We start from the raw sequence: 26,715 nt of genomic DNA, 5'->3' as shown, positions 1-26,715 counted from the left end.
GTCCGCTCCCCTGCCCCTGGCCCGGTCAGCGGGACTCGGACGCGGTGGTGGTGGAGCGGACGCCGCGCGCGGCGAGCCAGTCCAGGGTGTGGTCGGCGACCTGACGCCACCCGGAGTCGATGGTCAGCGAGTGGCCACGGTCGGCGTACTGCTTCAGGTCGGTCCTGGCGGTCGAGTCGCCGTAGAGCTTGAACGCGGCGCGAGTGACGACGTCGGGCACGGTGTGGTCCTCCTGGCCGGAGACCAGCAGGAGCGGTCCCCGCTCGGTGTTGGCGGTGTTCACCTGGGCGGGCGAGTTCTTGGTGAAGTTCGCGAAGGCGGCCTCGAACAGCGGGCGGGCCGGCGACGGGATGGTGTAGCGGTCGAAGAGGTCGTCGGACTCCTGGCGGGAGACGGCGTTGCCGAACCCGTACCGGAACTGGTCGGCGGTCAGGGACACCGCCCGGCGCTTGTTGGCCGGGTTGCCCAGGGCCGGGAGGCCGGAGCGCAACTGCGCGAACGGCAGGGGCTTGACGCCCTTGATCTGGGCCGGGTCGATGGCGACACCGGCGATGCCGTAGCCCTGGCCGAGGAGCTTCTGGGTGATCAGGCCGCCGAAGGAGTGGCCGATGATCACGGGCGCGGCGTCCAGGCCGTCGATGATCGCGGCGTAGTGGTCGACGATCTGGTCGATGCCGATGTCGGCGACGGCCTGCGGGTTGTTCCGGGCGGCCTGGATGGTCGTGGCCTCGTTCGGCCAGCCCGGGGCGACCGGCGCGAAGCCCTCGCGCTCGTACAGGTCGACCCACGGCTGCCACGAGGATGCGTGGAGCCAGAGGCCGTGGATGAAGACGATGGGGGTGCGGGTGGTGGTCATCGGACTTTCCCTTCGGTGAGGGCCGCCGTTCGCGGCCCGGTTGTTTCTGACACCTGAAGGTTCGTCCGACAGTCGGGTCGTGAGGATCTGTCGAACGACCTAATGCGCGCCGGTGCAGTCAGGGCAGTCGTCCGACGCCGAGCCGGGTCGGATGCGGTTGCGCCCGTCCCCGACGTCGCGGTCATCACCCGCTGAAGCGCTGCCGCTCGGGCCGTACGCCTGGGAGAATCACGGCGTGGAAGAGCACCTTGTCGGGCGGGACGACGAACTTGCGCGTCTGGACGATCTGCTGGCAGGCCCAGGTGGGGCGCTTGTCCTGCGGGGCGGTCCGGGGGTCGGCAAGAGCACGCTCCTGGACCGGGCCGTCCGCGGCGCGGCCGAGCGTGAGGTGCGCACGGTGCAGGCGATCGGCGCAGAGGCAGAGACCGGGCTGCCCTACGCCGGGCTGCACCAGGTGCTGTACCCGCTGGCACGGGCACTGGACGGCATGGACCCAGAGCACACGCGGGTGCTGCGCAGCGTGCTGGACGGTCGCCAGGAGGACCGGCCCAGCGGCGCGCTCCAGCTCGCCGTGGCGGTCCTCGACCTGCTGACGGTCTCCGCCAGCAACGGCGGGCTGCTGGTGGCCGCCGACGACGCGCAGTGGTTCGACGCACCGAGCGCGGACGTGCTGGCGATCGTGGCCCGGCGCCTGCCCGGCTCACCGGTCCACCTGGTCCTCGCCGCCCGTGACGACGCCGCGTCCGCGTTCGACACCGCCGGGCTGCCCGAGTTGGTCGTGGGTCCCCTCGGCCCCGGTGCAGCCGCGGCTCTGCTCGACGAGACGCATCCCGCGCTGGGCGCCGCCCTGCGCCAGCAGGTCCTCGACGAAGCCGCCGGCAACGCCCTCGCCCTGGTCGAGCTGCCCCGTGGTGCCGTGGCCGGACCGGTGTCTGGCACGACGCTGGCGCTACCGCGCCGCCTGGAGCGTCTCTACGCAGAACGGCTCGCTCGCGTGCCCGCACCGGAGCGCGAGGAACTGCTGCGTGCGGCTCTGGACGGCGTGACCGCGGGCCGCGGAGCGGCGCGCGGCGGGGATCGGTACACCGTAGACGAGTCCCCGGCCGCGGCACGTGAGGCACTGGTCCGCCTCGATCCCGCCTCCGGGGCCTGGGCGTTCGCGCACCCGCTGGTGCGGTCCGCGGTGGTGTCGGCGGCGACCGCCAGGGAACGGCACGCGGCCCATCTCTACCTGGCCCGCTGGCACGTGCACGACGTGCAGCGCCGTGCACTGCACCTCGCCGCAGGCACAGTCGATCCCGACGAGGACGCCGCGGCAGTGATCGAGGCCGCCGCGCGCCTGGCCACCGCCCAGGGCGCGGCCGCGACCGCCGTCGGGCTGCTCCAGCGCGCCGCCGAGCTGAGCGAACGCGCACCGGAACGGGCACGGCGCTTGGCGGACGCCTCGTTCCTGGCGGGCCAGGCCGGCCTGCTGCGGCAGGCCGAACAGCTGGTGGACCGCTCGACCACGGACTCTCCGGCGTCCCTGATCACCGGCGCGTACGTCTCCCTGTACCAGGACGGCGACGTCACCACGACCTCCCGACTGGTCCTGGCTGCCCTCGACGAAGCCGATCAGGCCGACGACGCGACCCTGGAACGCATGGTCAACCTGCAGCTCGCGATCGGCCAGTTCTCGCTCGACCCGGTGCTGTGGCGGCGTACGGACGTGATCGTGGACCGGCACGCGGCCAGGCTGCCTGAGACCACCCGGATCTACCGCGACACCTGGGGCGACGTCGCCCGCCGTGGCCAGGGCACCCGCGCCCGGCTCGACACAGCCTTCGCCACCCTCGGACAGGGCGAGCCGTGGGACGTCATGCGCCTGGGCGTGGCTGCGTTCTACGTCGACGCCCTGCCCGAGTACCGGCCGTTCGTACGCCGGATGGTCGAGCGCGAAGAGGAGTCCGGCGCGGCAGGCAACGTCATGACGCTGCTCCAGCTGGTCATGCTCGACCAGATCGACTCCGGGAGCTGGGACGAGGCCGAGACCACCGGGCACCGCGGCCTGGCGCTGACCCGCGAGCACGGCTACGGCCTGTTCGGGCACCAGTTCCGTGCCTTCCTGGCGTACGTCGCGGCCGCACGCGGACGCGACGAGGAAGCGCAGCGCTACCTGGCCGAGGTCGAGCGGTGGGCCCGGCCACGGCGGGTCGGGTTCCTGGTCGAATGGGTCGAGACAGTCAACGCGGTGCTCGCCGCGGGGCGGGGCGACTTCGAGTCAGCCTGGGTGTACGCCACCGGCGTCTCCTCGCCCGGCGAGCTGCGCCCCTACTCGCACCAGGCGCCGCGCATGCTGTGGGCGCTCGTCGAAGCCGCAGTGCACACCGGACGCACCGCCGACGCCATCCGCCACGCCCAGGCCGCAACCGAGATGGGGCTGGCAGACCTCTCGCCTCGCACCGCCATGCTCACCGACGCCGCCACGGCCGCCACGACCGACGACGACACCCTCGCCCGCGAGCTCTACGACCGGGCAGTGTCCTGCTCTGCGGCGTCCGAGTTCCCGTTCGACGGCGCACGCATCCAGCTCGCCTACGGCATGTGGCTGCGCCGCGTACGGAGTACCACAACTGCCCGGGAGATGCTGACCCGGGCACTGGACACCTTCACAGCGCTCGGTGCCGAGCCCTGGGCCGAACGAACCCGCCAGGAGCTGCGCGCCGCCGGCACCGTCACCCGCCAGGCCGACGCGAGCGCGGGCCTGACCGCACAGGAACGCCAGGTCGCCGAGCTCGCCGCCCGCGGACTGAGCAACAAGGAGATCGGCGCCCAGCTGTTCCTCTCGCCCCGTACCGTGGGCGCGCACCTCTACCGCATCTATCCCAAGCTGGGCATCACCTCTCGCGCCTCGCTGCGCGACGCACTGTCTACCGGCGCTGACGTCTGAGTCCCCTTCACGACGACCGTCCAGAGGGGCGGGTACTGCAAGGAGAGCCGGGTCGGCCCCGCACCACGTGGGGCCGACCCGGCTCCTCCGGGAGGAGGGCTCAGCGCGTCGCGCGGTCCGCCCGCAGGATGGTCGAGGTCATGACGTCCGGTCGGGCGATCATCGACAGGTGACCGGCGTCCACCGTCGTGACCTTGGCCCCGGCACGCTCGGCCATGAACCGCTGCAGGTCCGGCGAGACGATCCGGTCCTGAGTACCCAGGACGTACCAGGACGGCAGCGTCTTCCACGCCGGCTCAGCGGACGGCTCGGCCAGCGCGGCCGCCGCCAGGGGACGCTGCGAGGCCAGCAGCTGCGCCTGGGTCAGTCGGGGCAGACCGTTGGCGAACACCTGCGGGAACACGGCGTCCTTCAGGTAGAGGTCGACGTTCCCCTCCGGAGCACCGGGGTTGGCGACCACGTCGAACAACTGAGTCGGGTCGACCGGGCCCTGCCGGCCGAGCAGGTCCGTCAGGCTCTCGCCCGCGTCGGGCACGAACGCATCGATGTAGACCAGGGCCTTGACGTCCGGGTCGCTCAGGGCCGCGTCGGTGATGACCGCACCACCGTAGGAGTGACCGACCAGGATCACCGGACCGTCAGTGCGCTGCTGCAGGTACGCGCCCAGTGCGGCCGAGTCCGAGCTGAGGGAGCGAAGCGGGTTGGCGAACTCCAGCACCGGGTAGCCCGCCACGTGCAGAGCGGTGCCGACCGCGGCGAAGCCGCCCGCGTCGGCCCACGCACCGTGCACCAGCACGACCGTGGGCTTGGGCGCCGTGTCACGCGCCTGCGAGGTCTCGGCGGTCGCGGTCGCCAGACCGCCACCGCCCAGCAGGAGCAGGAAAGCCGTCAGGATCGCCAGCGCACTCGTACGCCACCGCGATCCACGCGAGATCTTGTTCATCGTCTTCTCCGAACTCTCAGGAACTATCGGCACCGGATGTGCCAGAACCAGAGTCGTTCGAACGTCATGCACCGAGGATCTGCCAGATGACTGCATCGGCGTAGGTACTTCGCATGGCGCTGATGCCCCGCCGGGCTCCCGCCCAGTTCGTCCCGGGCGATTTCGTCCCCAGTACACCGGCTTGGAGCCAGCGGTTACGACCTCGATAGGCGACTCGGCACCGTCAGCGGGATCACACCTGAGCAGCTCTCCGAAGCGGAATGAGCAGTCCCCACAAGTGTTGTACCGGACGACAGAACAGCACTAGAGCCCGGAGGAAATCCATGAGTACGGTGGACACCATTCCGACGACGGCGAGCGACCCCACGGCCGCCGCCGCGGTCGCCCAGTTCCTGTCGCCCGTCGTTCTGCGGCTGCAGGCGCTCACGGTCAACGGCAAGCAGGCCCATTGGCATGTCCGGGGCAGCAACTTCGTCGGGGTGCACGAGCTTCTCGACGACATCGTGACGCATGCGGGCGACTTCGCGGACGCCGCCGCGGAGCGGATCGTCGCGCTCGGGCTGCCCATCGACGCACGCCTCAGTACGGTCGCGCGGACAGTCCCCACTACTGCCGTGCCGGCCGGCTTCACTCAGTCGACGAAGATCATCGCCGACGTGGTCGCCGAGATCGACGTGGTCCTGGCCGACGTGCGTGCTGCGATCGACGGCCTGGACGCAATCGACCCCGCCAGTCAGGATGTCGCGATCGAGATAATGCGCGGCCTTGAGAAGGACCGCTGGTTCCTGCTGGCGCACAACACGACCGACTGATCGTGCTGCATGCCGAAGCGTACGGGGCACTGCCAGCCCGGTGCCCCGTACACGTCGGCCTAGCCGCGCCCGCAGGCTCTGAATTCTGGCTGCGTGGATCCTGAGGCCTCAGCACTGAGCCTGATTGCGTGTCGCCCGAATCCAGGAGCAACCTCCCTGGACATCGCACCAAGATCGGGACTTCTCCTGGTTGGGCATTCGCTCACGGTCCTGACCGAAGACCGCGTCCGTGCGAGAGCGGCGGTCGCACTACGCCGCGCCGTCAACCGCAGACCTTCCGTGACCTGCAATTCAGTGACACTGCCAAAGCCCTCACCCGGCGCCGCGAGCCGCGAGCCGCGAGCCGCGAGCCGCGAGCCGCGAGCCGCGAGCCGCGGAAGGCTACTGCTTCGTGATGGCCGCAGCCACCTTCTCTATGGCAACACGCACCTTGTGCAGGCTCCCGTCCGGACTGTCGAGGGACTCACGATAGGCGTGAACGTCCACGTCATACGTCAACGCAGTAACGGGGCCAAACGGGCCATCTGCCTCCACCGTGATCGTGAACCGGAGTTCTTCGTCTGTATCGAGCACATCACCACCAAAGCCCAACGGCCAGGGCACGAGTCGATCGCGACCACGAACCGCTACCTGCACTTCCTCGGCACGGGAGCGGACAAGGCCGGTCTGGATCGCCTCAACGAGACTCCCACGAGCGTCAGGAGCACACAGACCACCCATCGCAACGCATAGGCAACGAAGAACCCGCTCGGCCGGGCCACCGGTCGAGCGGGTTCTTCCGATTCAAGAACGGACGCGGCGCGCGAACGATCTCTATGTGCCGGCGTTCGTTGACTGCGATCCTCCCGGCAGCACGCTACTGCGCATTCTAGAAATCGAAGCCTGCGCACGCGCACCACGAACAAGGACCACGAACTGTGTGGGAGACAGAACTTTGCTGTGCTGGCTAAGTTTCCCATCCTTGTGAGCTTGGATGAATCCACGGTCGCTTGTAACACACCAAACTCGCGCCAGGGGATCCTCTCGCGCGAGGTGGCGGCACGCACCGTAAACCATTCCGTCCTCGTGATCGAGCGGAGGGTTCCCATCAGGAATATTACTCCCCAGACGACCACCACCGGACTTTTCGACCAAGCCGTGGATCAGGTCGTAAAGCGTGTCGGCGTCCTGCTCGGGCCAGCCGAGGCCCCGATACCCAGTGCCCGGCTCCGGCGTCTCCGACTGAGTTGCCTTGAACCACACCACTTCATCAATGTGGTCGTTAGTCCACACTTCGAGCGGTTCCGCACCAACAAAGCGTCCAGAGGTCACCGAGGCCACGGCTCGAAGTGAGTCAAAATAAGGGAACGGCTGGCCGGGCGCGACCTGCGAGTACTTGGCCACAACGTCGCCGAGGACGTCCCAACTAAAGGGTGGGCCCACCACGCGTGCTACGTCGAGGTATACATTGCAATCAAATACAACGACATGCCGTTGCGGCGTGCTCGCACTGCCCGCCACGAATCACTCGCCCTGTTCGCCAGTGAGCCCGGTCTTCCGGCGTCCGGCGGTCACTGACACTCGCGGATGCAGATTTGCTCCACCCCAGGTGTCTTCGGGCAAGTCGTCGTCGAGAGTAGCGAGAAGTGCATCGTAATCGACCGCAATGTCTGCACTCTCAAGGTAGATCCCACCTGCGGCCAGGTCAGCAGCGGTTCGACCTTCAAGAAGTCCATGATTCCTGTAGTAAGCAGCCATAGCCTCGCGCGTAATTTCAGCATTGCCCGGAGCCTCAGGCGGTAGATCACCTCGGGCGTCAAGCCAAGGGCTTTCGGCGTGCGTCAACTTACTAAGTTCTCCACCGGACATCGCGCCGTACTTGGCTATGATGAGGTCGATCAGGTTCGACGCGGATTCGCCAAGCGTAAGGTGGTCGACACTCTGCGAAGAAGGTCGACGTGTTGCCTTCTCCTGCCGTGCGTTCCAGACCTCGTAGACGACGGGGCCTTGTGTCCACGCCCGAACGCGTTCACGGAACAGCGGGCGGTCGGTGATCGCAAGGTGCCATGCCTGCGTGTAGTAGAGGAGCTTCTGCAATTTCATTGCATCGGTCCACACACCGACGCGCGCAAGAATGATCCCGGCGATGTCGTCCGCTCTGAGCATGCGATCCTCCTCCCGCGGCTCTTCCCTGGCTTCAACTTACCGACACTGCCGCACTCATGTCACGGAGGCAAGAGCACGCGTTTGTGATATCACCCACGTCGGCACCAGCCCTTCTCTGCCCTGGAGTCGCGAACCAGTTGCGCAAGCTCGATCGCCGGCGCGGCCTTGGCGTCTGCGATCTTGGGTGAAAGACGGGGCGCCCTGTCGGATCGCGCCCAGGTGGACAGCCTCGGGGGGCACCAGGGGGGCACCGGGCATCGATAGCGGCAACGCGCAGAGCAAGAAACCCCGCTTGACCTGAGCGTTTGCCCTGGTCAAGCGGGGTTTCCGTCTGTGGAGCTAGGGGGATTCGAACCCCCGACCTTCTCATTGCGAACGAGACGCGCTACCAACTGCGCCATAGCCCCTCGGACTGCAGAAGACTAGCACTTCACCGCCGGGGCTCCCAACTCGATGGGCTGTCGCGCGGGTCACGAACGCGTGACCCGCGCGACACACCGACCAGCGACGACGCCGCGCAGCGGGGTGCGGCAGGTCACCCCGCCGCGCGGCGTCGGGCCAGGATCTCCTCGAGCGGCTGCCCGAGCGTCTCCGACTTCATGCGGGGCGGCTCTCCCCGGAGCAGCTCGTCCTCGGCGACCGCGTCGGCACCGGCGGCACCGGCCGCCGCCGTCGGACCCGAGGCAGCGCCAGAAGCCGGGCCGGACGCCGCAACCGGCGCCGCAACCGACCCCGATCCACCCGGACGCCCGGAGACGCCCCCAGAGGCCGTCGAAGCCTTGCCTGGCGGCACAGCAGGCGGCAGCGCCGCCGGCTGCCGCTGCGGCGCCTTCGGCTTGGTCACGTACGTGGGCAGGGGCACGGGGACCGGGTCCCACGCGCGCCCGCTCGGCGGCCCGTCGACGTCGGAAGACGCGTCCGCCGTCGAGCCGGCACCGGACGATGCCTCGTCCACGACCTCCGCCGAGACCTCGATGACCCGGGGTTTCTCCGGGCCGTCGAGGATCTCGTCGAGCACGTTCTTGCCACCCACCCGCGGGATCGCCTGCGTCTGCGTGTCCGAGCCGCGCGTCGCCAGCCCGACGACCTGCGCACGGTTGCGCGGCGCATACGGGCCGCCGTTCGCGAGCGCACGGGCCTGCGTGGCGCGCTGCCGCGCCGCCCGGACCGTCGCGTGCCACCGCGCGTCCGCCCGGCGGGCGGCGCGGGCCGCGCGGCGCCCCAGGAACAGCACGAACAGCAACATGGCCGACGTCGCGACGGCCGCGCCCCAGTGGAGCTGGCCGAGGCCGACCAGTGCCCAGGCCAGGACGCTCGACACGAGCAGGAAGAGCGACACGATGAAACGGCGGCGCGCCCGGGCGGCCCGGCGCGCGCGGCGCTCGACGCGGCGGATGCGCTCCGCCGTCAGCGGGCGGCCGCGCACCATGATCTGGAGCGGGAGGCCCTGCTTCGGGGTCGGGTGGGCGACGCGCGGCACGCCCTGGCTCGTACCTCGCCGGTTGCCGTCGTTGACCATCGCCCCTCCTCTCCTACCCGAGCCGCTCATGGCGACGATGCGCAGTCCGCCCGAGAACCGGTCCGGTACCCGGGCGTCGGCCAGCTCCGCCCGTCGACGCACCATGCTCGGCAGCCAGTAGCCCAGCCACAGGACGAACAGCGCTACGGCTGTGAGTCCCGCGGTCGATTCCACGACACGACGGTAGGCGAGCATCGCCGCGCCCCGCCGCACCGCGCGCGGCGTGTCCTGCCGTCACAGCGCCTCGCGCAGGCGCTGCCAGCGCGCCAGCAGGCCCTCGGGAACCTCCTCGCGGGTGACCGCGAAGGTGCGGTGGTCGCGCCACTGGCCCTGGATGTGCAGGAACCGCTCGCGCACGCCCTCGTCCCGCAGGCCGAGCTTCTCGACGACGCGCAGGCTCGGCTTGTTCTCGGGCCGGATGTTGATCTCGATGCGGTGCAGCCCCAGGAAGAAGGCGTAGTCCGTGGCCATCGCGACCGCCGTCGGGATCACGCCGCGCCCGGCCACGCTCTGGCTCACCCAGTAGCCGATGCTCGCGGAGCACATGGAGCCCCAGGTGATGGACGCGACCGTCAGCTGCCCCACGAGCGCGCCGTCGAGCTCCACCCCGAAGGGGAGCGACGTGCCCGCGCGGGCCTGCGCCGAGAGCGACCGCACGTACTCGCCGAACGTCGAGGCGATGTACCGGTTCGCACCGGGCGACGTCGCCTCCCAGCGCTCCAGCCAGGCCGCGTTCTCGGCCCGCAGGCGCGACCAGTCGGTCGCGTCCCGACGCCGCAGCGGGCGCAGCACGACAGTCCCCGCCGGCGTGTCCTCACGCAGCGTCACCGGCCATGGCTTGGCCACCGTCCACCCCTTCACAAGCTTTCCCGTGGTGCCTTCCGGCACGTCCGACCTACTCGACGGCAACATCGTTCGCCCCCTGCCACGCCCCGTGAGGTTTCCCTCGCTGGAGGAGGGTCTACCACGCTCGGTGGCCTCTGACCCGTCGAGCAGCCGCTCGGTCATGTTCTCGCCTTCTTCGTGCGCTGGTCGTAACAATCCAGTCTCGGAGTCTTGGCACAATAGCGGTCATGAGCGGCATCTCTGTTCCGACGCCACAGCCCTACCCCGTCCACCCCGGGATGGAGACGGGTGACGCCAAGGAGGAGCTCCGCCGCGCGATCCGCGCCCAGCGCGGTCTGCGGTCCGCCCGGCGCCGTGCGGAGGCCGCAGCGATGTTCGCCGACGTCATCGAGTCCATCCCCGAGGTGCGCGACGCCGGGTGCGTCGCGGCGTACGCGGCCCGCAGCGCCGAGCCCGGCATGCTGCCGCTCCTGGACCGCCTCGCGGACCGCGGCGTCCGCGCGCTGCTGCCCGTGCTCGGCGCCGGCCTCGCCCGCGACTGGGCCGACTACACGGGCCCGGACGACCTGCTGGAGCGTGCGCCCGGCCGCCCGCCGGAGCCCGGCGGCCCCGCGCTGGGCACGGACGCCGTCAAGCTGGCCGACGTCGTCCTGGCACCCGCCCTCGCCGTCGACACCCGCGGAGTGCGGCTCGGGCAGGGCGGCGGCTGGTACGACCGCGCCCTGACCCACCTGCGGCCGGGCGCGAAGGTGGTCGCCGTCGTCTTCCCCGAGGAGGTGTACGACGCCGCGGACCACCCCCTGCCGCGCGAGGAGCACGACATCCTGGTCCACGCCGTCGCCACCACGACCGACTGGCGCTGGCTGGGCTGACGCCAAGCGCCGCCGCCCCGCTGGTCGGCGTGACCAGCGGGGCGGGGTGACCGGCGGGCAGGTCGCGTCCTACGGCGTCAGCGTCTGCTCGTCCTCGGCGGCGCGTCCCACGGCCTCGGTGGTGAACGGCCACGGGAAGGTCTCCCCCGACGCCCACGCGCCGAGCTGGTCGTCGTAGTGCGGCGACGCCGGGTGCGCCGACGTGCCGGTCACGACCACCCAGGTGGACGCGTCGAGGTCGGCGAGGTCGACGACCATGCGCATGGACGGGCCGCTGGTCACCTCGAAGCTGCCGCTGGCCGCGTCCCAGGACGTCGCGTTCACGATCGAGGAGCCGCCCCCGACCTTGACCGGAGCCGGGTTCATGTAGGTCGAGATCGGGGCCGGGACGCCGGAGCCGCCGAGCACCAGGTGCTCCAGCCGGAGCTGGTGCAGCGTGCCCCACTCCCAGTCGCTGGTGTCCTTGCCGAGCTCGACCGTGAGGTCCTGGCGGGCGCTGACCAGCGCCTCCGTCAGCACCTGGTCCCGGCTCTCGACCACCGCCACCGTGGACTGGTCGTCCCAGAAGGCGTCGTTCGGGTTGTCGAGCATGCCCTGGATGACGGCGAGCCAGCGGCTGCCGCCGTCGGGCCACATGGACTGGGGCAGCTCGTCGTTGAACGTGGTGCGCAGGAGGTTGCGCCAGACCGCCGCGAAGTAGGCCGCGGCGGCGGAGTCCTCGTCCATGGACCTGTCCCAGTCGGCCAGGAGGACCTGGCCGTCCGAGTCGTAGCCGGCCGGGAGCTCCACCTCGAGGAGCACGGGCACCAGGGTGTCGGCGAACACGCTCCACTGGTCCATCTGGAACTCGGACATATCGGCGGCCGTCAGCTTGCGGCCCTCTGCGATCCGGTCGGTGAGCAGCGTGCGGATGCGCTCGGACCGGTAGCCGTAGTCCCAGTCGCGGCTGAGGAACGGGCCGTTGCCGCCGGGCAGCACCGCCTGGTTCGCCGCGACGATGAAGCCCTCCTTCGGGTCCACGACGCCGGGCATCTGCGCCGGGTCCACGTAGCCGGTCCAGTCGTAGCGGGCGTCCCAGCCGGGACGCGGCCAGGTGCCGTCCGACTCGACGGCGCCGGGCACGCTCGCGCGCACCGGGATCTTGCCCGGCGCCTGGTAGCCGATGTGCCCGTCGGTCGTGGCGAACACGATGTTCTGGGCCGGGACCTCGAACTTCGCGGCCGCCGCCTTCATGTCCGCGGGGGTCTTGGCGCGGTTCATCGCGAACACGGCGTCCGCGGTGTGGCCCGGCTGGAGCGCGGTCCACTGGAGCGAGATCTCGTACTGGCCCAGCTCGGTGCCGGTCTCCGTGGGCGAGCTGCGCACGGCGTCCATCTGCGCCTCGTCCATCACGGTCGAGACGATCGGGCCGTGCACGGTGCGGCGGACCTCCAGGTCGACCGGGCTGCCGCCGTCGACCCGGATCACCTCCGTCTCCTTCTCCATCGGGACCCACTCGTCCGCGCCACGCAGGTACGTGTCGTTGCGGACGCGCTCGATGAAGAAGTCGGTGACGTCGGCGCCCATGTTGGTCAGGCCCCAGGAGATGTCGGCGTTGTGACCGATGATCACGCCCGGGAAACCGGAGAACGAGAAGCCCGCCACGTCGTAGGGGCACTCAGGGCCCACCTGGTTGCAGTGCAGGCCCACCTGCGCCCAGATGCCGGGCGCGGCGAGGTCGAGGTGCGGGTCGTTGGCCAGCAGCGGCTTGCCCGACTCCGTGTACTGCCCCGAGACCACCCACGAGTTGGAGCCCGTGCCCTCGCCGCGTGCGATCTGCACCGGCACGGCGTCGAGCGCCTTCTGCGCCGACGCGAGGGCGTCCGCGAGGTCTGCGCTCCCGTAGACCTCCTTGGTGGCGGACGCCGTCTCGGTGCCCGCCGGGGCGTTCGCCTGCGCCCCCACCTCGGCCGCGTCGAGGATCGGCGCGTTGCCGGTGCCGGAGTAGGCCGGGAACAGCTCCGCCACGCGCGACGCGTCGTCCAGCGTGCTGTAGGCCAGCGCCCGGTCGAGCTCGTCGTCGTAGTTGCCGCGCAGGTCCCAGGCCATCGCCTTGAGCCAGGCCAGCGAGTCGATCGGGTCCCACGGCTCGGGCTCGTTCACCTCGACGCTGACGTCGAGCACCGTGTACTCCACGGCCGTCTCGCCCGGGCTGCGGTTCTCGAGGTAGGCGTTCACGCCGTCCGCGTAGGCCTGGAGGTACTGCCGGGTCTCGTCGTCGAGGATGTTGAACTCCTCCTCGGCGACGTGCCGCCAGCCGAAGGTGCGCGTGACCATGTCGGCCTGGATCGCGTCGGGGTTGTTGCCCACCAGCTCCGCCAGCCGGCCCGCGGTCACGTGGCGGCGGTAGTCCATCTCGAAGAAGCGGTCCTGCGCGTGCACGTAGCCCTGCGCGCGGAACAGGTCCTCAGCGGTGTCGGCGTAGATCTGCGGCACGCCCTGGGCGTCGCGGCTCACGCGAACGTCCGCGCTCAGCCCCTCGACCTGCACCTCCCCGGAGTGCTCCGGCAGCGGACGGCGGGCGGTGAGCCATCCGAAGGTCGTCACGGCGACCAGCGCCAGCAGGACGACGACCGTGGTTCCGACCAGGAACTGACGGACGCGGGTGGTGCGAGTCCGACGGCGTTTGGCGGGCCGTGCACCGGTGGACGGGGCTTTTTCGACGGGCTCTACTGGCTCGGCGGGAGTGGTCGCGGACACGCAGTGGAGACTACCGTCCGCCCCAGGGCTTGGGTGAACGCGCTTGGGTGAACAGCCTCGGGAGATCCTGGGACTATCCCCCGCCGCTCGACCGTTACTATTGGCACTCGGAAACCCCGAGTGCCAGGCGACGGTCCTGTGAGCGCGCGACGCCCCGGCCGCCCTGACGTCCCAGAGGAGTGCACGTGCCCACCTACGCGTACCGGTGTGCCGACTGCGGCCACGCGTTCGACATCCACCAGGAGTTCACCGACGAGTCGCTGACCGTCTGCCCGGAGTGCCAGGGCAACCTGCGCAAGGTGTTCAGCTCCGTGGGCGTCACCTTCAAGGGTTCGGGCTTCTACCGCACCGACTCGCGGAGCACGTCGACGAGCAGCACGGTGAAGGCGGGCAAGTCGGAGTCCTCGTCTTCTTCGTCGTCCTCGAGCTCGTCCTCGGACTCGGGCTCCTCCGGGTCGTCGTCGAGCTCGTCCAGCTCGTCGTCCACCGGGTCGAGCGGGTCCAGCTCGTCGAAGGCCGCCTCGGCCTGAGGCGGTCGGTCGACCGGCACGTCTGACGAGCTTCCAGGCGTGCGAGCCCGACCACAGGCGCGGTTTTCGCGCCTTCGTGCACAGGTTGCCCGACGGCGGCCGCGCGCCCCCGTCCGGGCTGCCTAACGTCGGCGGCATGGGACTTCTCGACACGCTCGCCGAACCGGCTGCACGCCACGGCGCACCGCGCGGCAGCGGACAGCGCACGCCGTGGGGCGCACGGGCCGCTCCGCACGACGCCGGCTCAGGCGCCTCGTGGAACCGGGCCGGCACGTCGCACCGGCCGCCGCGCGCCGGCCTCGCCGTCCTGCTGTCCCGGCCAGGCTCGTCTCGTCTGGGCCGACCCGGTTCGCCGGCGTCCCGGCGGGCCCGGCGCATCCTGTGGCGGTGGAGGTTCGCCCTCGCGGCCGCCCTGTTCGGCCTCGCCGTCGCCCTGACGGTCCATGTGTTGCGCCCGCCGCCACCGCCGACGGTCGACGTCGCCGTCACCGCCCGCGCCGTCGCGCCCGGAACCCTGCTGACCAGGGAAGACGTCGCGGTGCGCGCCGTCGCGGCCGACCTCGCCCCGCCCGGCGCCCTGCACTCGGCGCGGGAGCTGCTGGGCCGCGCCGCCGTCGTCGGGCTGCCGGAGGGCGCTCCGCTGCACGCCACCCTCGTGTCCGACGACGGAGTCTCCGCCGCCGCCCCGCACGGCACGGTGGTTGTGCCGGTCCGCCTGTCCGACGACGCCGTGGCCGCCCTGCTGCGCCCCGGTGACCGCGTGGACCTGCTCGCCGGGACGACGTCGGGCAGCGAGCCGGACGGCACGCCCCGGTACCTCGCCCGGGACGCCCGCGTGCTGCCCGTACCCGCCGGACGCGAGCCGAAGGACGCCGGCGGGCTGCTCGGCCCGGTGTCGGACGGCGAGGGGCCGGTCACGCTCGTCGCGGTGTCACCCGAGGAGGCCCCGCAACTGTCGGCGGTCTCCGGCTGGGGCTCGGTGACGGCGGTGCTGGTGCCGTAGACGAACTAGGTGGTCACCGCGGAAGGACGGCCAACAACGGCAGTGCTCCGGCGGAGCGAATGTCCGGTTGCACATGCGCTTAACCGGAATTTCCACCACAATCTCCGTCGAGGTTCCGGCCAACGCCGACCACACCGACTTGAGACACCCAGGGGGATCCATGCGTGACCTGTTCAACGGCTTCAAGGAATTCATCGCTCGCGGGAACGTGATCGACCTCGCGGTCGGCATCGCCATCGGCACCGCGTTCACGGCGGTCGTCACCGGCCTGCTCAACGGCATCATCAACCCGCTGATCGCGGCGATCTTCGGCCAGACGGACATCTCCGGCGTCGGCCATTTCGAGATCAACGGCGCCGACTTCAGCATCGGGATGTTCCTCCAGGCGGTCCTGAACTTCCTCATCGTCGCGGCGGCGATCTACTTCCTGGTGGTCCTCCCGATCAACAAGCTGAAGTCCCTGCGCAAGCCCGCGGAGGAGGAAGTCGTCGAGGAGGCCCTCGCCGAGGAGGTCGTGCTGCTCACCGAGATCCGCGATCTGCTCCGCGTCCAGGCCGGCGCGCGGTCGGGCGCCTCGTCGGACAACAGCCCCAACTGAGCGGGTCCGCCCGGCAGGCTCGAAGCAGATCAGGGCGGTCGGTAAAAGGTCAGGTGATCGGCACCTCGGGGTGCCGATCACCTGACCTCTTGCCGACCACGCGAATTGCCGACCACGCGACGAACCACCGATCTGGCGGGGTTGCCGATCACGCGGCACAGCGTCGGCGGACAGTCGGCCGGGCCTGTCAGCCCCAGTGCGGCGGGACGTCGCGGCGGAGCTGCTCGTCGTTGGAGCCGTGCCCGCCGTCGGACGAGCCGGGGCCGCCGTCGGCTCCCTCGCCCCAGCCGGCCGGACGCTCGTCGGCGCTCACGCCGAGCACGGCCTCCCGCTCGGTCCCGCGCCGCACGGCGCGCCGAGGCCCGCGCCGTCGGGCGGCGACCGCACTCACCGCGGGTGTGGCAGCCGCACTCATCGCGGGGGCGGCGTCGCTCGGCGCCGGACTGTTCTCGGACTCGCTCACACCACCATTGTGACCCCGCTCGCCTCGCGGTCTGTCATCGACGTGAGCCCGCAGCGCGGCAGGTCGGGGCGCCGGCACAAGACAGTGGAGCAAGGCACCGGCGGCCGGCGGACACGTGCTGCCCGGGCCGTGTCACGCAGCGTCGACAATGTCTACTCCCGGCAACAGAGCCCGAGCGCGTGCATCTTTCCCGGCCCGTCCGCTGAGCGAGCGGGGCCTCAGTCGTCCAGGACCTGCGGCACGATCAGCTCCGCCGCCGGCGCCACGCCCCCGGACAGCCCGACCCGGGCGTCCCGGACGGCCAGCACCACGCGGCGCACCCGTTCCGCCTCCGAGTCCGGGTCCAGGAAGGCCGCCGCGGACCACACCTGCGCCACCACCCAGCCCAGCCGTTCGAGCCGCTCGGCGAGCTGCCGGTCGCGCACGCGGATCGAGGGCTCGGCGACATAGGCGGCGTCGTCGGTCAGGACGGCCACCAGCAGCTCGCCCGGCAGGTCGGGGTGTCCCACGGCGAGCGGGATGCGGTCGCCGCCGGGCAGACCGTAGTCGGTCTCGACCACGAGGCCCGAGCGCCACAGCCGCTCCCCCAGGTCCACGACCAGCCGGTCCACGGACCGCGCGACGTCCACGCCGTTGCCGATCTCCACCTGGTCCGCGAGGCCGGAGCGCTCCTGGGCGAACGACAACACCCGCGCCAGCATCTGCGGCCCGGGGCCGCGCAGCCGCTCGGGATCCAGGTCGGAGGCCGGGAAGCACGACACGACGTGCAGCCGCTTGCGCGCCGCGCCCAACGAGCCGAGCAGCATCGCGTCGCCGCCGGCGTCGCCCAGCACGCCGAACCGGTGCAGCACGCGGCCGTGCGGCGTCCGCCCGAACCCGAGGGTGAGCACGATCGTGTCCCGCGCCAGACCGGCCACGCCGGTCACGTCGGCGACCACCACGGGCTCGGGGCGCGAGCCCGCGAAGAACGGCGCCAGCGCCGGGTTGGCACGGACCTCCGCGAGCAGCCGCTCGCGGATCCGGTCGGCGTGGGCGGCCGTGACCGTCACGATGCCGAAGGTCTCCTCGGGCCGGGTCATCGCGTGCTCGATCGCCAGGTCGACCACCCGCTCCACCTCGGCGCTCGTCGACTCGACGGTGCCGGAGACCGGGTCGGGCATGCCCGTCCCGTCCACGAGCGAGAAGTGCACCAGGGCCTCGGTCCGCGGCAGGGGCGCCGGCCGCATGATCCCCTCGTACCCGTGCTCGGCCAGCAGGGCCGTCAGCCGCGGGTCCCGCCGGGCGGGTTCCGGCTGCAGTGTCACGCGGGGCAGCAGCCGCGCGAGGTCGCGCACCGCGGTGCCCGACGCCGACCGCGGGTCGCCGACCACGACGATCTGCCGGCCACGTGCCAGCGCGGGGACCACGACCTCGACCGGCACGTGCTGCACCGCGTCGAGGATCACCAGGTCGGCACTGCGCTCGGGCGGCAGCAGGCGCGGCACCATCGTCGGCGTCGACACCCAGGTGGGCCGCAGCCGCCGCACGGTCGAGCCGTGCCCGGTCACCAGGTCGCGCATCGAACTCAGGCCGCCGCCGACCAGCGTCGCGTACAGGGCCTCGGCGTCCTCCCGCTCGTCGCGCATCGCCGCGCCGAGGTGCGCCCGCACCGCCGCCCGCACGGGCGCCGACAGCGAGTCGACGTGCCGCCGGTCGAGCTCGCGGAACCGGCCCGCGAGGGCGTCCAGGCCGGCACCGTCCTGCCCGGCGAGGTCCGGCTCGACGGCCAGGATCTGCTCGAACACGGACGACCACCACGTCAGCTCCAGCTCGGGGCCCACCAGGTCGGCCTCGACCCGGCGCTCACCGAGGTCGTCGACCAGCTCGCCGAGGCCGGACGCGCGCAGGCGCCTCAGCACCGCCGTCCGCTCGGGGAGCGGGGCCAGGGCGTCCTGCGTCTCGGACAGCGAGGCGAGCCGCTGGACCAGGGCGAACAGGTCGAGATCGAGCAGCTCGCCGCCCGCCTGCGAGGACCGCAGCACCGGTTCGAGCGCCTCGAGGTCGATGCGCACCGCCTCGTAGGTCTCCTCGACGCCCGCCAGCCCCTCGGGAAGGGTGGGCCAGCCGCCGCGCGGGCACTGTGCCTGCCAGACCTCGCGCTGCCGCTGCACCTCGACGAGCGCGGCGTGCATGTCCGGCACGCGCACGCCCGGCCGCACCATCTCGCGGGCCCGCCGCTTCAGCCGGCGCCGCTCCAGCCAGCCCATCTCGGCGCCCTGGTCGGCGCGCTGCTTGCGCGACGCCGTGGCCTGCACCATGTCGGCCGCGGTGCGCTCGAAGACCATCGGCTGGAACACGTCGAGCGTGCCCCGCATGCCGCCGAGCATCGCGAGCTGTTCGCCCCACTGCCGGGCGGTCGAGGCCTCGACCAGGCCCGTCACCTTGGAGACGTATTCGATCTGCTTGCGCAGCTCCGGCAGCGTGTGCTCGCCCAGGCGGGTGACGCGGGCAAGCGCGGCGCGCGCGTCCTCGTCGGTCAGGATGTGCGCGCCGAACCACGGGCTCGACGACGACTTGAGCGTGAACGCCCCCAGCTCGGCCGCCCGTTCGAGGTCGGCCGCGAGCTCGGCCCGACGCTCCGCGCCGAGGGCCAGCACCGACTCGGAGCCGAGCCGCACACGCGTGGCCGGCGCCGGCCGCTCGGACGTGAGCCGGGCCAGCGCCTGCAGCGCGTCGTAGGCCGAGACCCGCCACGGCTCACGCACCCGGTGCAGGGCCTCGATGTAGCCGGAGAGCTGCGCCCGAGACCCGATCAGGGCGTCCCGGACGCGCGCGACCTCGTCGGTGTCGATGCGCTCCTGCGCGGGCGCCATCGCCTCCAGCAGACGGCGCGACGTCGAGGTGCGCCAGGTCGGCACGGGCGCGATGTCCAGCAGCAGCCCGCCCAGGCCAAGCGTGTCCAGCCGGGCGGCCAGCGCGTCCGCAGCGCGGCGGTGCCCCGGCACGTACAGCACGGACCGGCCGCTCGCGTTCGCCTCGGCGACGACGGCGGACAGCGTGCCCGCGACGTCCGACCCGACGGGCGCGTCCACGAACAGGTGGCTGCCCGTCGCGAGCGCGTCCACGACGTGCCGCTGGTGCGGGTCCAGGTCGCCGACGCCGCGCTCGTGCGCCGGGTCGGCGTCCCCCACCCGTGACTCGGGGAGCTCCACCTTGCCGAGCTTGGTCACCGACGCGTCCACGCCGCCCAGCGCCGAGACCACCTCGTGGTCGCCCAGGCCGGACGCGAGCTCGTCGAGGTCGTCGACGAGCACCTGACCGGGGTGCACGAAGGTGCCCACGAGCACCCGCCGGTCCAGCCGGAACTCGCCCAGCACCGCGGAGCCGAGGCTCGCGACCCGGTCGAGCACGTCGGTCGGGTTGAAGCCCGCGAGGGTGAACGTCGCCTTGGCCAGCGCGACCGGGTCGAGCAGGGCACCGTGGGCGCGCAGCGTGCGCGCCACCACGGGGTTGATCTCAGCCGTGGGGTCGAGCGTGATGTCGTAGTCGCCCTCGCCGTCGCTCCGCGGCGTCAGCATGACCGGCCGCAGGATCACGGGCGCGCGCACCACGCGCGGCTCCTGGTCGTCCTCGTCCGACGCCGGGGCGGCGCCGCTCGCCGGCATCGCCAGCGTCACGATCGGCACGGACCCGGTCAGCGCCGGCGCGTCGGCCGGGCTGTCGGCCGAGTCCCCGCCCGCCTCTGCGGCGGACGAGGCCGACCCCGTGCCCGACGGGCCGAGCACCCGGGTCAGGGCCTCCATGTCGTCCGAGGTGGCGTCGGTGCCGCCCGCTGTGGGCCCCTCCGTCCAGGTCGCGACGCCGATCGCGAGGTAGGTGGGCGAGACCCCGTAGCGCTGCGCGTGCTCCGCGGAACGTGCGGCGACGGCCCGGGCCCGACGGCGGGCGGTCGGCAGCGCGCCGGCCTCGCGCACGAGGTTGGACAGGCGGGTGGGCCGGCCCGCGAAGAGCTGGGCGACACCCGACGGATGGGCGGCCGACAGGTCGATCACGGCCTCGCCGAGCAGTCCGACGTCGGCCAGGGAGGAACCCCCGGCGAGCCGGACGAGCCCGGCGCGCCACTGCGCGACCGACTCGGCCATGGGGTCCCGGACGGCGTCCGGCGTGGACCCCGGGGCCTCCGACGCGGCCAGCTCAGCGGCTGGGTCCACGTTCTCGTCCTTCAGCGCGGCCGAGAGCCCCTCGGACAGGTCGACCGAGATCTCGGGAGCGGCTGCGGTCTGGCGGCGTGCAGCGTTCACCCCAGCAAACTAACCGCGCGGCGTCCGCAAGGGCCGGACGCCACGCCGCGCGACACGCCGCACCACCGCCGTCCCCGGCGTGTCCGGCCCAGAAGTCACCCGGGTGAGCTGTGCGTCCGAACCTCGCGACGGGGTGGTCCGGGGCATGCAAAAGCCCCTCCGGCAGGGGGTCCGAAGGGGCTCAGCAGGTGCACCGAAGTCCACCGGGGTAATGACGGTGCGCACCGCGCAGGGGGCGGGCGATGCGCACCGTCTTGTGAGAGTCTGCACCTGTTCCAGGCGGACGTCAACACCGACTCGGACGATCGTCCAGGTTGCGGAAAACAGGTCACAAGAACGTTGTCGAGGTGCAAGTTTTCGCCTCGCGCGGGACCCTGCCAACCGCGACATCTCGCCGTTCCGGGGCCCTTCGGTCGGATCCGAAAAAAAGCCTGGACGGCGCCTCCTAAACTCGATCGTTTGTGAGCGCTCTCGTCGAGGCAGTCTTCCCCCGCAGGCTCGGCCGGCCGTTCCGCTGGCTCGTCTCCGCGTCGTGGACCAGCAACATCGGCGACGGCATCGCGCTCGCCGCCGGGCCCCTGCTGGTCGCGTCGCAGACCGACAGCGCCTTTCTCGTCGCCCTCGCCGCGATGCTCCAGCGGCTGCCGTGGCTGCTGTTCGGCCTCTGGGCCGGGGCGCTGGCCGACCGGCTGGACCGGCGCCGCGTCGTCATCGTCGCCAACGCGTTCCGGGCCCTGGTCATCGCCGTCCTGTGCGTCTTCATCGGGACCGGCACCGTGAGCATCGGCATGGTGCTCGCCGCGATGTTCCTCTACGGCACCGCCGAGGTCTTCGCGGACACCACCCAGCAGACACTCCTGCCCACCCTCGTGGCGCCCGCCGACCTCGGTGCGGGCAACCAGCGCATGCAGGCCGGATTCCTCGGCGCGAACCAGCTCATCGGCCCGCCGCTGGGCGCCTTCTTCTTCGCCGCGGGCATGGCCTGGCCGTTCGTGATCCAGGTGGTCTGCGTGCTGCTGGCGATCGTGCTCGTCTCCCGCATCGTGGCCCCGCCCGGCGTGTCGTTCGTCAACGTGCGCGACGCCGACACCCACGTCCGCAAGGACATCGCCGAGGGCCTGCGCTGGGTGTGGCACCACCCGCCCGTGCGCACGCTGTGCCTGGTCATCCTGGTCTTCAACATCACCTGGGCCGCCCCGTGGGGCGTGCTCGTGAAGTACTCGCTGGACCACCTGCACATGAGCGAGGTCGGCTACGGCCTGCTCACCACGGCGAGCGCGGTGGGCGGCGTCGTCGGCGTGCTGGCGTACGGCTGGCTGGAGCGGCACGTGAACCTGGCGACGCTCATGCGCGTCTGTCTGACGCTGGAGGTGCTCACCCACGGGGCGTTCGCGCTGACCACCACGGGCTGGGTGGCGATCGTGATCATGTTCGAGTTCGGCGTCTACGCCTTCGTCTGGGGCACGCTGTCCACGACGGTGCGGCAGCGCGCGGTGCCCAAGGCGTTCCAGGGGCGCGTCGCGTCGATCAACATGATCTGCGTGTTCGGCGGTCTCGTGATCGGGCAGGGCATCGGCGGCGTCATCGCCGAGCACTGGGGCCTCGTGGCCCCCTGGTGGTTCGCGTGTGCCGGAGCCGGGATCACCCTCGCGCTGGTCTGGCGCTCCCTGGGCCACGTGGCGCACGCCCAGGCCGCTGACTAGCAAAACGGCCGGCTCCCCCTCCCCTTCGAGGCCCGGGTTTCTTCTCTTTGGAGCGGTCCAAAGAGAAGAAACCCGGGCCTCAAAGGTGATCAGCTGGCAGCCGGGGCGGCCCCGGGCCACCGCAGGCTCAGCGGGCCTTCACGATCGGGATCGAGCCCGTCTCGGTGAACTCGCGCATGCGCTTGCTCACGGTCGACCGGCTGACGCCGACCTCCTCCGCGATCTCGCGGTACGTGCGGCCCTTGGTCCGCAGGTCGATCATGCGCTCGGCGTCCTGCGTACCGAGCTGGGTGTTCCGGCGCGGCGCCCGGCGCCGGGGAATCCCGTCGCGGACGTTCGCCGTGGCGCGGGCCGCCGCCTCGGCCGGCTCCACCGGCGCCTCCTCGGCGGCCAGGCCGTCCTCGTCGGTCGCCGCCTGGTCGAAGACCCCGTCCGGCTGCGGGGCCCGCTCCCGCACCTCGTCGCGCGGCGCCGCCAGGCTGGCGTACGCCACCCGGCGCTCCGCACCCTCCGGGACGCCGGCACCGGCGTCGGCAACTGCACCAGCACCGTTCCAGCCGCCGGGAGCGGCCTCCGCCCCGACGTCGCCGCGAGGTTCACCGGCGAACTCGGCCGCCACCGCGTCCGCGGCCCAGCGCTCGTAGTCGAGCGCTCCGACCTCCGAGCGCTCCCCGGTGTCCATCGCCTCGTCGACGAGGATCCCGGTGAGCCGCTGCCGGTCGGCCAGGTGCAGGCGGGCGACGTCGGCGGTCCCGTCGCCCACGGCCGCGAGCGCCTCGCACCAGGCGGCGACCTGCGCGCGCATCTCGGTGGGCGGCACGGTGCGCAGCGCCACGGAGCGGGCCCGACGGCGGCCGGCCTCGGCGCGGGCGAGCCGGCGGCGGGCGGTGCGCGAACCGTCGTTCAGGCTCTGTGCCCGGAACAGGTCCTCGGTGGTGAGGAACAGGGCGTGCATGCGGGCGGACTGGCGCAGCGCGGACCAGGACGTGCCGGTCGCCAGGTGGCGGTCGCCGATGAGGGCGAGGTGCCACATGAGCGCGGCGAGCAGGGGCACGATGAACCGGAACACGACGGCGCCGACAGGGTGGCCGATGTACGCCTCGTGCCAGGCGGCGAAGACGCCGGAGGCCGACGAGAGCGCCCAGGTCAGGGCGAGCAGGGTGCCGCCGGGCCGGTTGTCGCGGGCGGCCTCGCGGGCCAGGAGGGCGACGGTCACCAGCGAGAGCTCGAAGACGCCGGCGGTAGCGTAGGCGGTGCCCTGGCTCATCGCGAGCACGTCGATGCCGAACTGGACCATCGCCAGGTAGGCGGACCCGGTCGAGATGAGGGCGACGGACACCGCGCCCGTGAGCACCAGGTTGCGGGAACGGCGCGTGGGAACGGTCGTGACGGGGAACGCCCGGTCGGCGGGGGCCACGGTGATCTCTCCTTCGTCAGGTGCCTGTCGGACTGGATCCCGCGGCGGGACCGAACAACAGTTCGGATCGTCATACGGGCGGGCACGAAGATATCGGACAACTGTGACAACCCGGTATCGTCGGTCGCTCGGCTGCGCGTGCCACCGGCGCGGGGCACGATGGGCACGGCGCCGGGACCAGGCGCGTGGCGCGGACGCACGGGGAGAACACATGTCGCAGAGGACCTGGATCTGGGTGGCCGGCGTCGTCGCCGTCGTGCTCGTCGGGACGGCGGCCTGGTTCGGGTTGCGGGCCGGGCTCGATCCGGCCGAGGCCGCGCCGTCGGCGAGCCCGTCGGCGTCCGCCAGCCCGACCACCGCGAAGCCGACGCCGAAGGCGGCGGGCTACTCCCTCGCGGCCCTGCCCACGCCCGCCATCGACAAGCTGCTCCCCGGCGACCTGCCGCACACCAGGCTCGACACGCTCCGGGGCCTGCCCGGTTCGGTCGCCGAGCCGCGGAAGGCCCGGATCCCGGTCTGGGCGGCGCCCGACGTGACCAAGGCGCCGGTGCTCGCCCTCGAGTCCGACTACTACGACGCCGACGGCCGCTGGCTCGTGCTGGAGCGCCGGCCGGGCTGGGTCAAGGTGCTCGTCCCGTACGGGCGCGGCGCGCTGCCGTCGGACGACCCGGACCGGGTCAACGGCGTCTCGGGCTGGCTGCGCGGGAGCGACGTCGTGCTGGAGAAGGAGCGGCGCTCGGTGGTGGTCGACCTGTCGGACCGCACCGTGACCGTGAACCATGACGACGGCTCGCGGGACGTGCTCCCCGCCGGCGTCGGCGCGCCCGAGACGCCGACGCCGCGCGGTCTCACGCAGGTCTTCACCGTCACGGAGGCGGTGAACACCGGGATGTCGGTGTTCCTGTCGATGCAGAGCGAGTCCCTCGACGGCTTCTACGGCACCGACTACGCCGCCACCGCGCTGCACGTGGGCGAGGGCCAGGGCGGGACGGTCAGCAACGGCTGCATCCGGCTGACGAGCGCGGACTTCGAGCACCTCGCCGGCCTGGACCCGGGTGTACCGGTCCTGGTCCGGGCCTAGCGAGGCGTCCGCTTCACCGGCCGGTTCACCGTCCGGCTCAGCCCGCCGGGCAGTCCTCGTCCGCCGCCTTGCGGAAGCACCCCACGAAGTGGCCGGGGGCGTGCTCGACCAGCCCGAGGTCGTCAGCCGTGCCGCTCACCGAGCCCGCCTCGGCCTCCTCGCCCAGGGACCGCCCCTGGGCCGCGAGCGCCTCGTGGTACAGGCACCGTCCCGCCAGGCGCGCGGACCGCTGGGACTCCTCGGCCTCGACCTCCTCCCACGTGCGGTCCAGGTGCGGCACCGAGGCCAGCAGGTCGCGGGTGTAGGGGTGCAGCGGGTCGTCGAAGACGGCGCTGGTGACGCCGCGCTCCACGACGCGCCCCTTGTAGAGGATGACCACCCGGTCGGAGACGTAGTTGCCGAGCGAGAGGTCGTGCGTGACGAACAGGATCCCGAGGCCGCGCGACTTGAGCTCGCCCAGCAGGTTGAGCACGTCGATGCGGGTCGAGGCGTCGAGCATCGAGATGATCTCGTCGGCCACGAGCAGCTCGATGTCGAGGAGCAGGGCGCGCGCGATGAGCAGGCGCTGGAGCTGACCGCCGGAGAGCTGGTGCGGGAACTTGCCGAGGATGTCGCCGGGTTCGAGGCTGACCGCCCCCAGTGCTTCCTCCAGGCGGCCGCGCCAGTCGGCCTGGGACACCCGCGGGAAGTAGGAGCGCCGCAGCGTCTCGAACGTCCGGTCCACCTTGTAGATCGGGTTGAACGAGCTGAACGGGTCCTGGAAAACGCCCTGGACCTTGCGGTAGTAGTCGCGCCGGGCCCGGAACCCGAGCCGGGTGACGTCGCGCCCGTCGAACGTGATGCTGCCGCCCGTGGAGTCGAGCAGGTGGAGCACCATCTTGCCGATGGTCGACTTGCCGCTGCCGGACTCCCCGATGAGCGAGACCACCTCGCCCCGCTGGACGTCGAGGCTGACCTGACGCACGGCGTGCAGGTCGGAGGTGCCGAAGGTGCCGGTCTTGTAGACCTTGTCGAGCGCGTCGATCGTCAGCATCAGCTCACCGCCCAGCACGCGACCTGGTGCCCCTCGGCGACCTCGCGGAAGGGCGGGGCCTCGGCGCACCGGTCGTGCGCGAGGGGGCAGCGGTCGCGGAACCGGCAGCCGGCGGGCGGGTCGAGGAGCGACGGCGGCCGGCCCTCGATGCCTTCGAGCCGCTGCTCCTCGTACCGGTCGCCCACCTTGGGCAGCGCCCCGATGAGCATCTTCGTGTACGGGTGCAGGGGCGCGTCGATGATCGTCCGGGCCGGCGCCTTCTCGGCGAGGTGCCCGGCGTACATCACCAGGATCGTGTCGGCCACCTGGAACAGCACGGAGATGTCGTGGGTGATCACGATCATGGACCGGACGAACCCATGGTCGCGGAACTCGACGAGCGCCCGGGCGACGGCCTTCTGCGAGGACACGTCGAGCGCCGACGTCACCTCGTCGCCGATCAGCAGCGACGGGTTCAGCAGCGTGGACAGCACGAGCACCACACGCTGCTTCATGCCGCCGGACAGCTCGATCGGGTAGCGCTTCAGCACGTCGGTGTCGAGGCCGACGAGCTCCAGACGCCGTTCGAGCTCCGGCAGCACCTCCGCGTAGCGCACGTTGTGCGCCGCGAGGAGGTCACGGATCATCCGGCCGATCTTGCGGGTCGGGTTCATCGCCGACATCGCGTACTGCGGGATGAGGGACACCTCGCGGTAGCGGTGGCGGCGCATCGCGCCGTCGTCGCCGATGGGGAGCTTCTCCCCGTCGAGGGCGACGGTGCCGCCCACGTGCTCCATGCGGGTGTCGAGGCGGATCAGGGCCTTGCCGAGCGTCGTCTTGCCGCAGCCGGACTCCCCGGCGATGCCCATGATCTCGCCGTCGGCCACCTCGAAGCTGACGCCGTCGAGAGCCTTCACCGGGCCGCGCAGGGTGCGGTAGTGGACCCTCAGGTCGGTCACGGAAAGGG

Annotated in this window: 20 protein-coding genes and 1 tRNA gene; 8 read left to right on the top strand and 13 right to left on the bottom strand. The window is 71.8% G+C overall.

The annotated features are described in order from the left end of the window. Window positions 1-25 precede the first annotated feature (25 nt). Window positions 26-856 carry an alpha/beta hydrolase gene (locus ACZ7LE_RS23355; protein ID WP_470405605.1) on the bottom strand — a complete coding sequence of 277 codons (831 nt, stop codon included), beginning with the start codon at window positions 854-856 and terminating at the stop codon, window positions 26-28. A 235-nt stretch (window positions 857-1,091) separates the two neighbouring features. Between ACZ7LE_RS23355 and ACZ7LE_RS23350 the strand changes: the two genes are divergently transcribed. Next, window positions 1,092-3,785 carry a helix-turn-helix transcriptional regulator gene (locus tag ACZ7LE_RS23350; RefSeq protein ID WP_470405604.1) on the top strand — a complete coding sequence of 898 codons (2,694 nt, stop codon included), beginning with the start codon at window positions 1,092-1,094 and terminating at the stop codon, window positions 3,783-3,785. Window positions 3,786-3,885: 100 nt separating this feature from the next. Here ACZ7LE_RS23350 and ACZ7LE_RS23345 read toward each other — a convergent pair whose 3' ends face one another. Further along, window positions 3,886-4,728, bottom strand: coding sequence for an alpha/beta fold hydrolase (locus tag ACZ7LE_RS23345; protein WP_470405603.1), 843 nt, complete (start codon window positions 4,726-4,728; stop codon window positions 3,886-3,888). Between the two features lie 323 nt (window positions 4,729-5,051). On the opposite strand from ACZ7LE_RS23345, the gene ACZ7LE_RS23340 reads away from it, so the two are divergent. Then, window positions 5,052-5,540 (top strand): Dps family protein, encoded by a 489-nt coding sequence (locus ACZ7LE_RS23340; RefSeq protein ID WP_470405602.1) that lies wholly within the window; start codon window positions 5,052-5,054, stop codon window positions 5,538-5,540. 813 nt (window positions 5,541-6,353) lie between these two features. Here the strand turns inward: ACZ7LE_RS23340 and ACZ7LE_RS23335 are convergent. The 5 genes from ACZ7LE_RS23335 to ACZ7LE_RS23315 all read right to left on the bottom strand — a co-directional run bounded on the left by ACZ7LE_RS23335 (window position 6,354) and on the right by ACZ7LE_RS23315 (window position 10,050). Next, window positions 6,354-6,923, bottom strand: a complete 570-nt coding sequence (locus tag ACZ7LE_RS23335) for a hypothetical protein (RefSeq protein WP_470405601.1) — start codon at window positions 6,921-6,923, stop codon at window positions 6,354-6,356. 120 nt (window positions 6,924-7,043) lie between these two features. Beyond that, entirely contained in the window at window positions 7,044-7,685 is a 642-nt protein-coding gene (locus ACZ7LE_RS23330; RefSeq protein ID WP_470405600.1) for a Panacea domain-containing protein, read from the bottom strand. A gap of 334 nt (window positions 7,686-8,019) precedes the next feature. Further along, a tRNA-Ala gene (locus ACZ7LE_RS23325) sits at window positions 8,020-8,092 on the bottom strand. Between the two features lie 128 nt (window positions 8,093-8,220). Further along, a complete protein-coding gene (locus ACZ7LE_RS23320) occupies window positions 8,221-9,378 on the bottom strand; it encodes a hypothetical protein (RefSeq protein ID WP_470405599.1) in 1,158 nt (385 codons plus the stop codon). 60 nt (window positions 9,379-9,438) lie between these two features. After that, window positions 9,439-10,050 carry a GNAT family N-acetyltransferase gene (locus tag ACZ7LE_RS23315; protein ID WP_377230813.1) on the bottom strand — a complete coding sequence of 204 codons (612 nt, stop codon included), beginning with the start codon at window positions 10,048-10,050 and terminating at the stop codon, window positions 9,439-9,441. 227 nt (window positions 10,051-10,277) lie between these two features. On the opposite strand from ACZ7LE_RS23315, the gene ACZ7LE_RS23310 reads away from it, so the two are divergent. Then, entirely contained in the window at window positions 10,278-10,922 is a 645-nt protein-coding gene (locus tag ACZ7LE_RS23310; protein WP_470405598.1) for a 5-formyltetrahydrofolate cyclo-ligase, read from the top strand. 69 nt (window positions 10,923-10,991) lie between these two features. Here the strand turns inward: ACZ7LE_RS23310 and ACZ7LE_RS23305 are convergent, their stop codons facing one another. Continuing rightward, entirely contained in the window at window positions 10,992-13,526 is a 2,535-nt protein-coding gene (locus ACZ7LE_RS23305) for a penicillin acylase family protein (protein ID WP_470405729.1), read from the bottom strand. A 320-nt stretch (window positions 13,527-13,846) separates the two neighbouring features. Here ACZ7LE_RS23305 and ACZ7LE_RS23300 point away from each other — a divergent pair, with 320 nt between their 5' ends. From ACZ7LE_RS23300 to mscL, 3 genes are all read left to right on the top strand, one after another. Continuing rightward, window positions 13,847-14,191, top strand: coding sequence for an FmdB family zinc ribbon protein (locus ACZ7LE_RS23300; protein ID WP_470405597.1), 345 nt, complete (start codon window positions 13,847-13,849; stop codon window positions 14,189-14,191). Window positions 14,192-14,327: 136 nt separating this feature from the next. Then, window positions 14,328-15,194, top strand: a complete 867-nt coding sequence (gene cpaB / locus ACZ7LE_RS23295; RefSeq protein WP_470405596.1) for a Flp pilus assembly protein CpaB — start codon at window positions 14,328-14,330, stop codon at window positions 15,192-15,194. A 160-nt stretch (window positions 15,195-15,354) separates the two neighbouring features. Next, window positions 15,355-15,792, top strand: a complete 438-nt coding sequence (gene mscL / locus ACZ7LE_RS23290) for a large conductance mechanosensitive channel protein MscL (RefSeq protein WP_470405595.1) — start codon at window positions 15,355-15,357, stop codon at window positions 15,790-15,792. 187 nt (window positions 15,793-15,979) lie between these two features. Here mscL and ACZ7LE_RS23285 read toward each other — a convergent pair whose 3' ends face one another. Both ACZ7LE_RS23285 and ACZ7LE_RS23280 read right to left on the bottom strand, forming a co-directional pair. Further along, a complete protein-coding gene (locus ACZ7LE_RS23285; protein WP_470405594.1) occupies window positions 15,980-16,255 on the bottom strand; it encodes a hypothetical protein in 276 nt (91 codons plus the stop codon). 218 nt (window positions 16,256-16,473) lie between these two features. Further along, window positions 16,474-20,535 (bottom strand): hypothetical protein, encoded by a 4,062-nt coding sequence (locus ACZ7LE_RS23280; protein WP_470405593.1) that lies wholly within the window; start codon window positions 20,533-20,535, stop codon window positions 16,474-16,476. Between the two features lie 461 nt (window positions 20,536-20,996). On the opposite strand from ACZ7LE_RS23280, the gene ACZ7LE_RS23275 reads away from it, so the two are divergent. After that, on the top strand, window positions 20,997-22,238 hold the full coding sequence (locus ACZ7LE_RS23275; RefSeq protein WP_470405592.1) for an MFS transporter: 1,242 nt from the start codon (window positions 20,997-20,999) through the stop codon (window positions 22,236-22,238). A gap of 127 nt (window positions 22,239-22,365) precedes the next feature. Here ACZ7LE_RS23275 and ACZ7LE_RS23270 read toward each other — a convergent pair whose 3' ends face one another. Continuing rightward, on the bottom strand, window positions 22,366-23,655 hold the full coding sequence (locus ACZ7LE_RS23270; protein WP_470405591.1) for a winged helix-turn-helix domain-containing protein: 1,290 nt from the start codon (window positions 23,653-23,655) through the stop codon (window positions 22,366-22,368). A gap of 211 nt (window positions 23,656-23,866) precedes the next feature. Between ACZ7LE_RS23270 and ACZ7LE_RS23265 the strand changes: the two genes are divergently transcribed. Then, complete coding sequence (locus tag ACZ7LE_RS23265; RefSeq protein WP_470405590.1) at window positions 23,867-24,736, top strand: L,D-transpeptidase; 870 nt, start codon at window positions 23,867-23,869, stop codon at window positions 24,734-24,736. 37 nt (window positions 24,737-24,773) lie between these two features. Here the strand turns inward: ACZ7LE_RS23265 and ACZ7LE_RS23260 are convergent, their stop codons facing one another. Together ACZ7LE_RS23260 and ACZ7LE_RS23255 are read right to left on the bottom strand one after the other, a co-directional pair. After that, on the bottom strand, window positions 24,774-25,769 hold the full coding sequence (locus ACZ7LE_RS23260) for an ABC transporter ATP-binding protein (RefSeq protein ID WP_470405589.1): 996 nt from the start codon (window positions 25,767-25,769) through the stop codon (window positions 24,774-24,776). Continuing rightward, window positions 25,769-26,707, bottom strand: coding sequence for an ABC transporter ATP-binding protein (locus ACZ7LE_RS23255; RefSeq protein WP_470405588.1), 939 nt, complete (start codon window positions 26,705-26,707; stop codon window positions 25,769-25,771). The genes ACZ7LE_RS23260 and ACZ7LE_RS23255 overlap by 1 nt, the downstream gene beginning before the upstream one ends. Window positions 26,708-26,715 lie beyond the last annotated feature (8 nt).

The organism is Promicromonospora sp. NPDC110617 (assembly GCF_055598465.1).
This window is presented reverse-complemented; position numbering and strand designations above follow the sequence as displayed.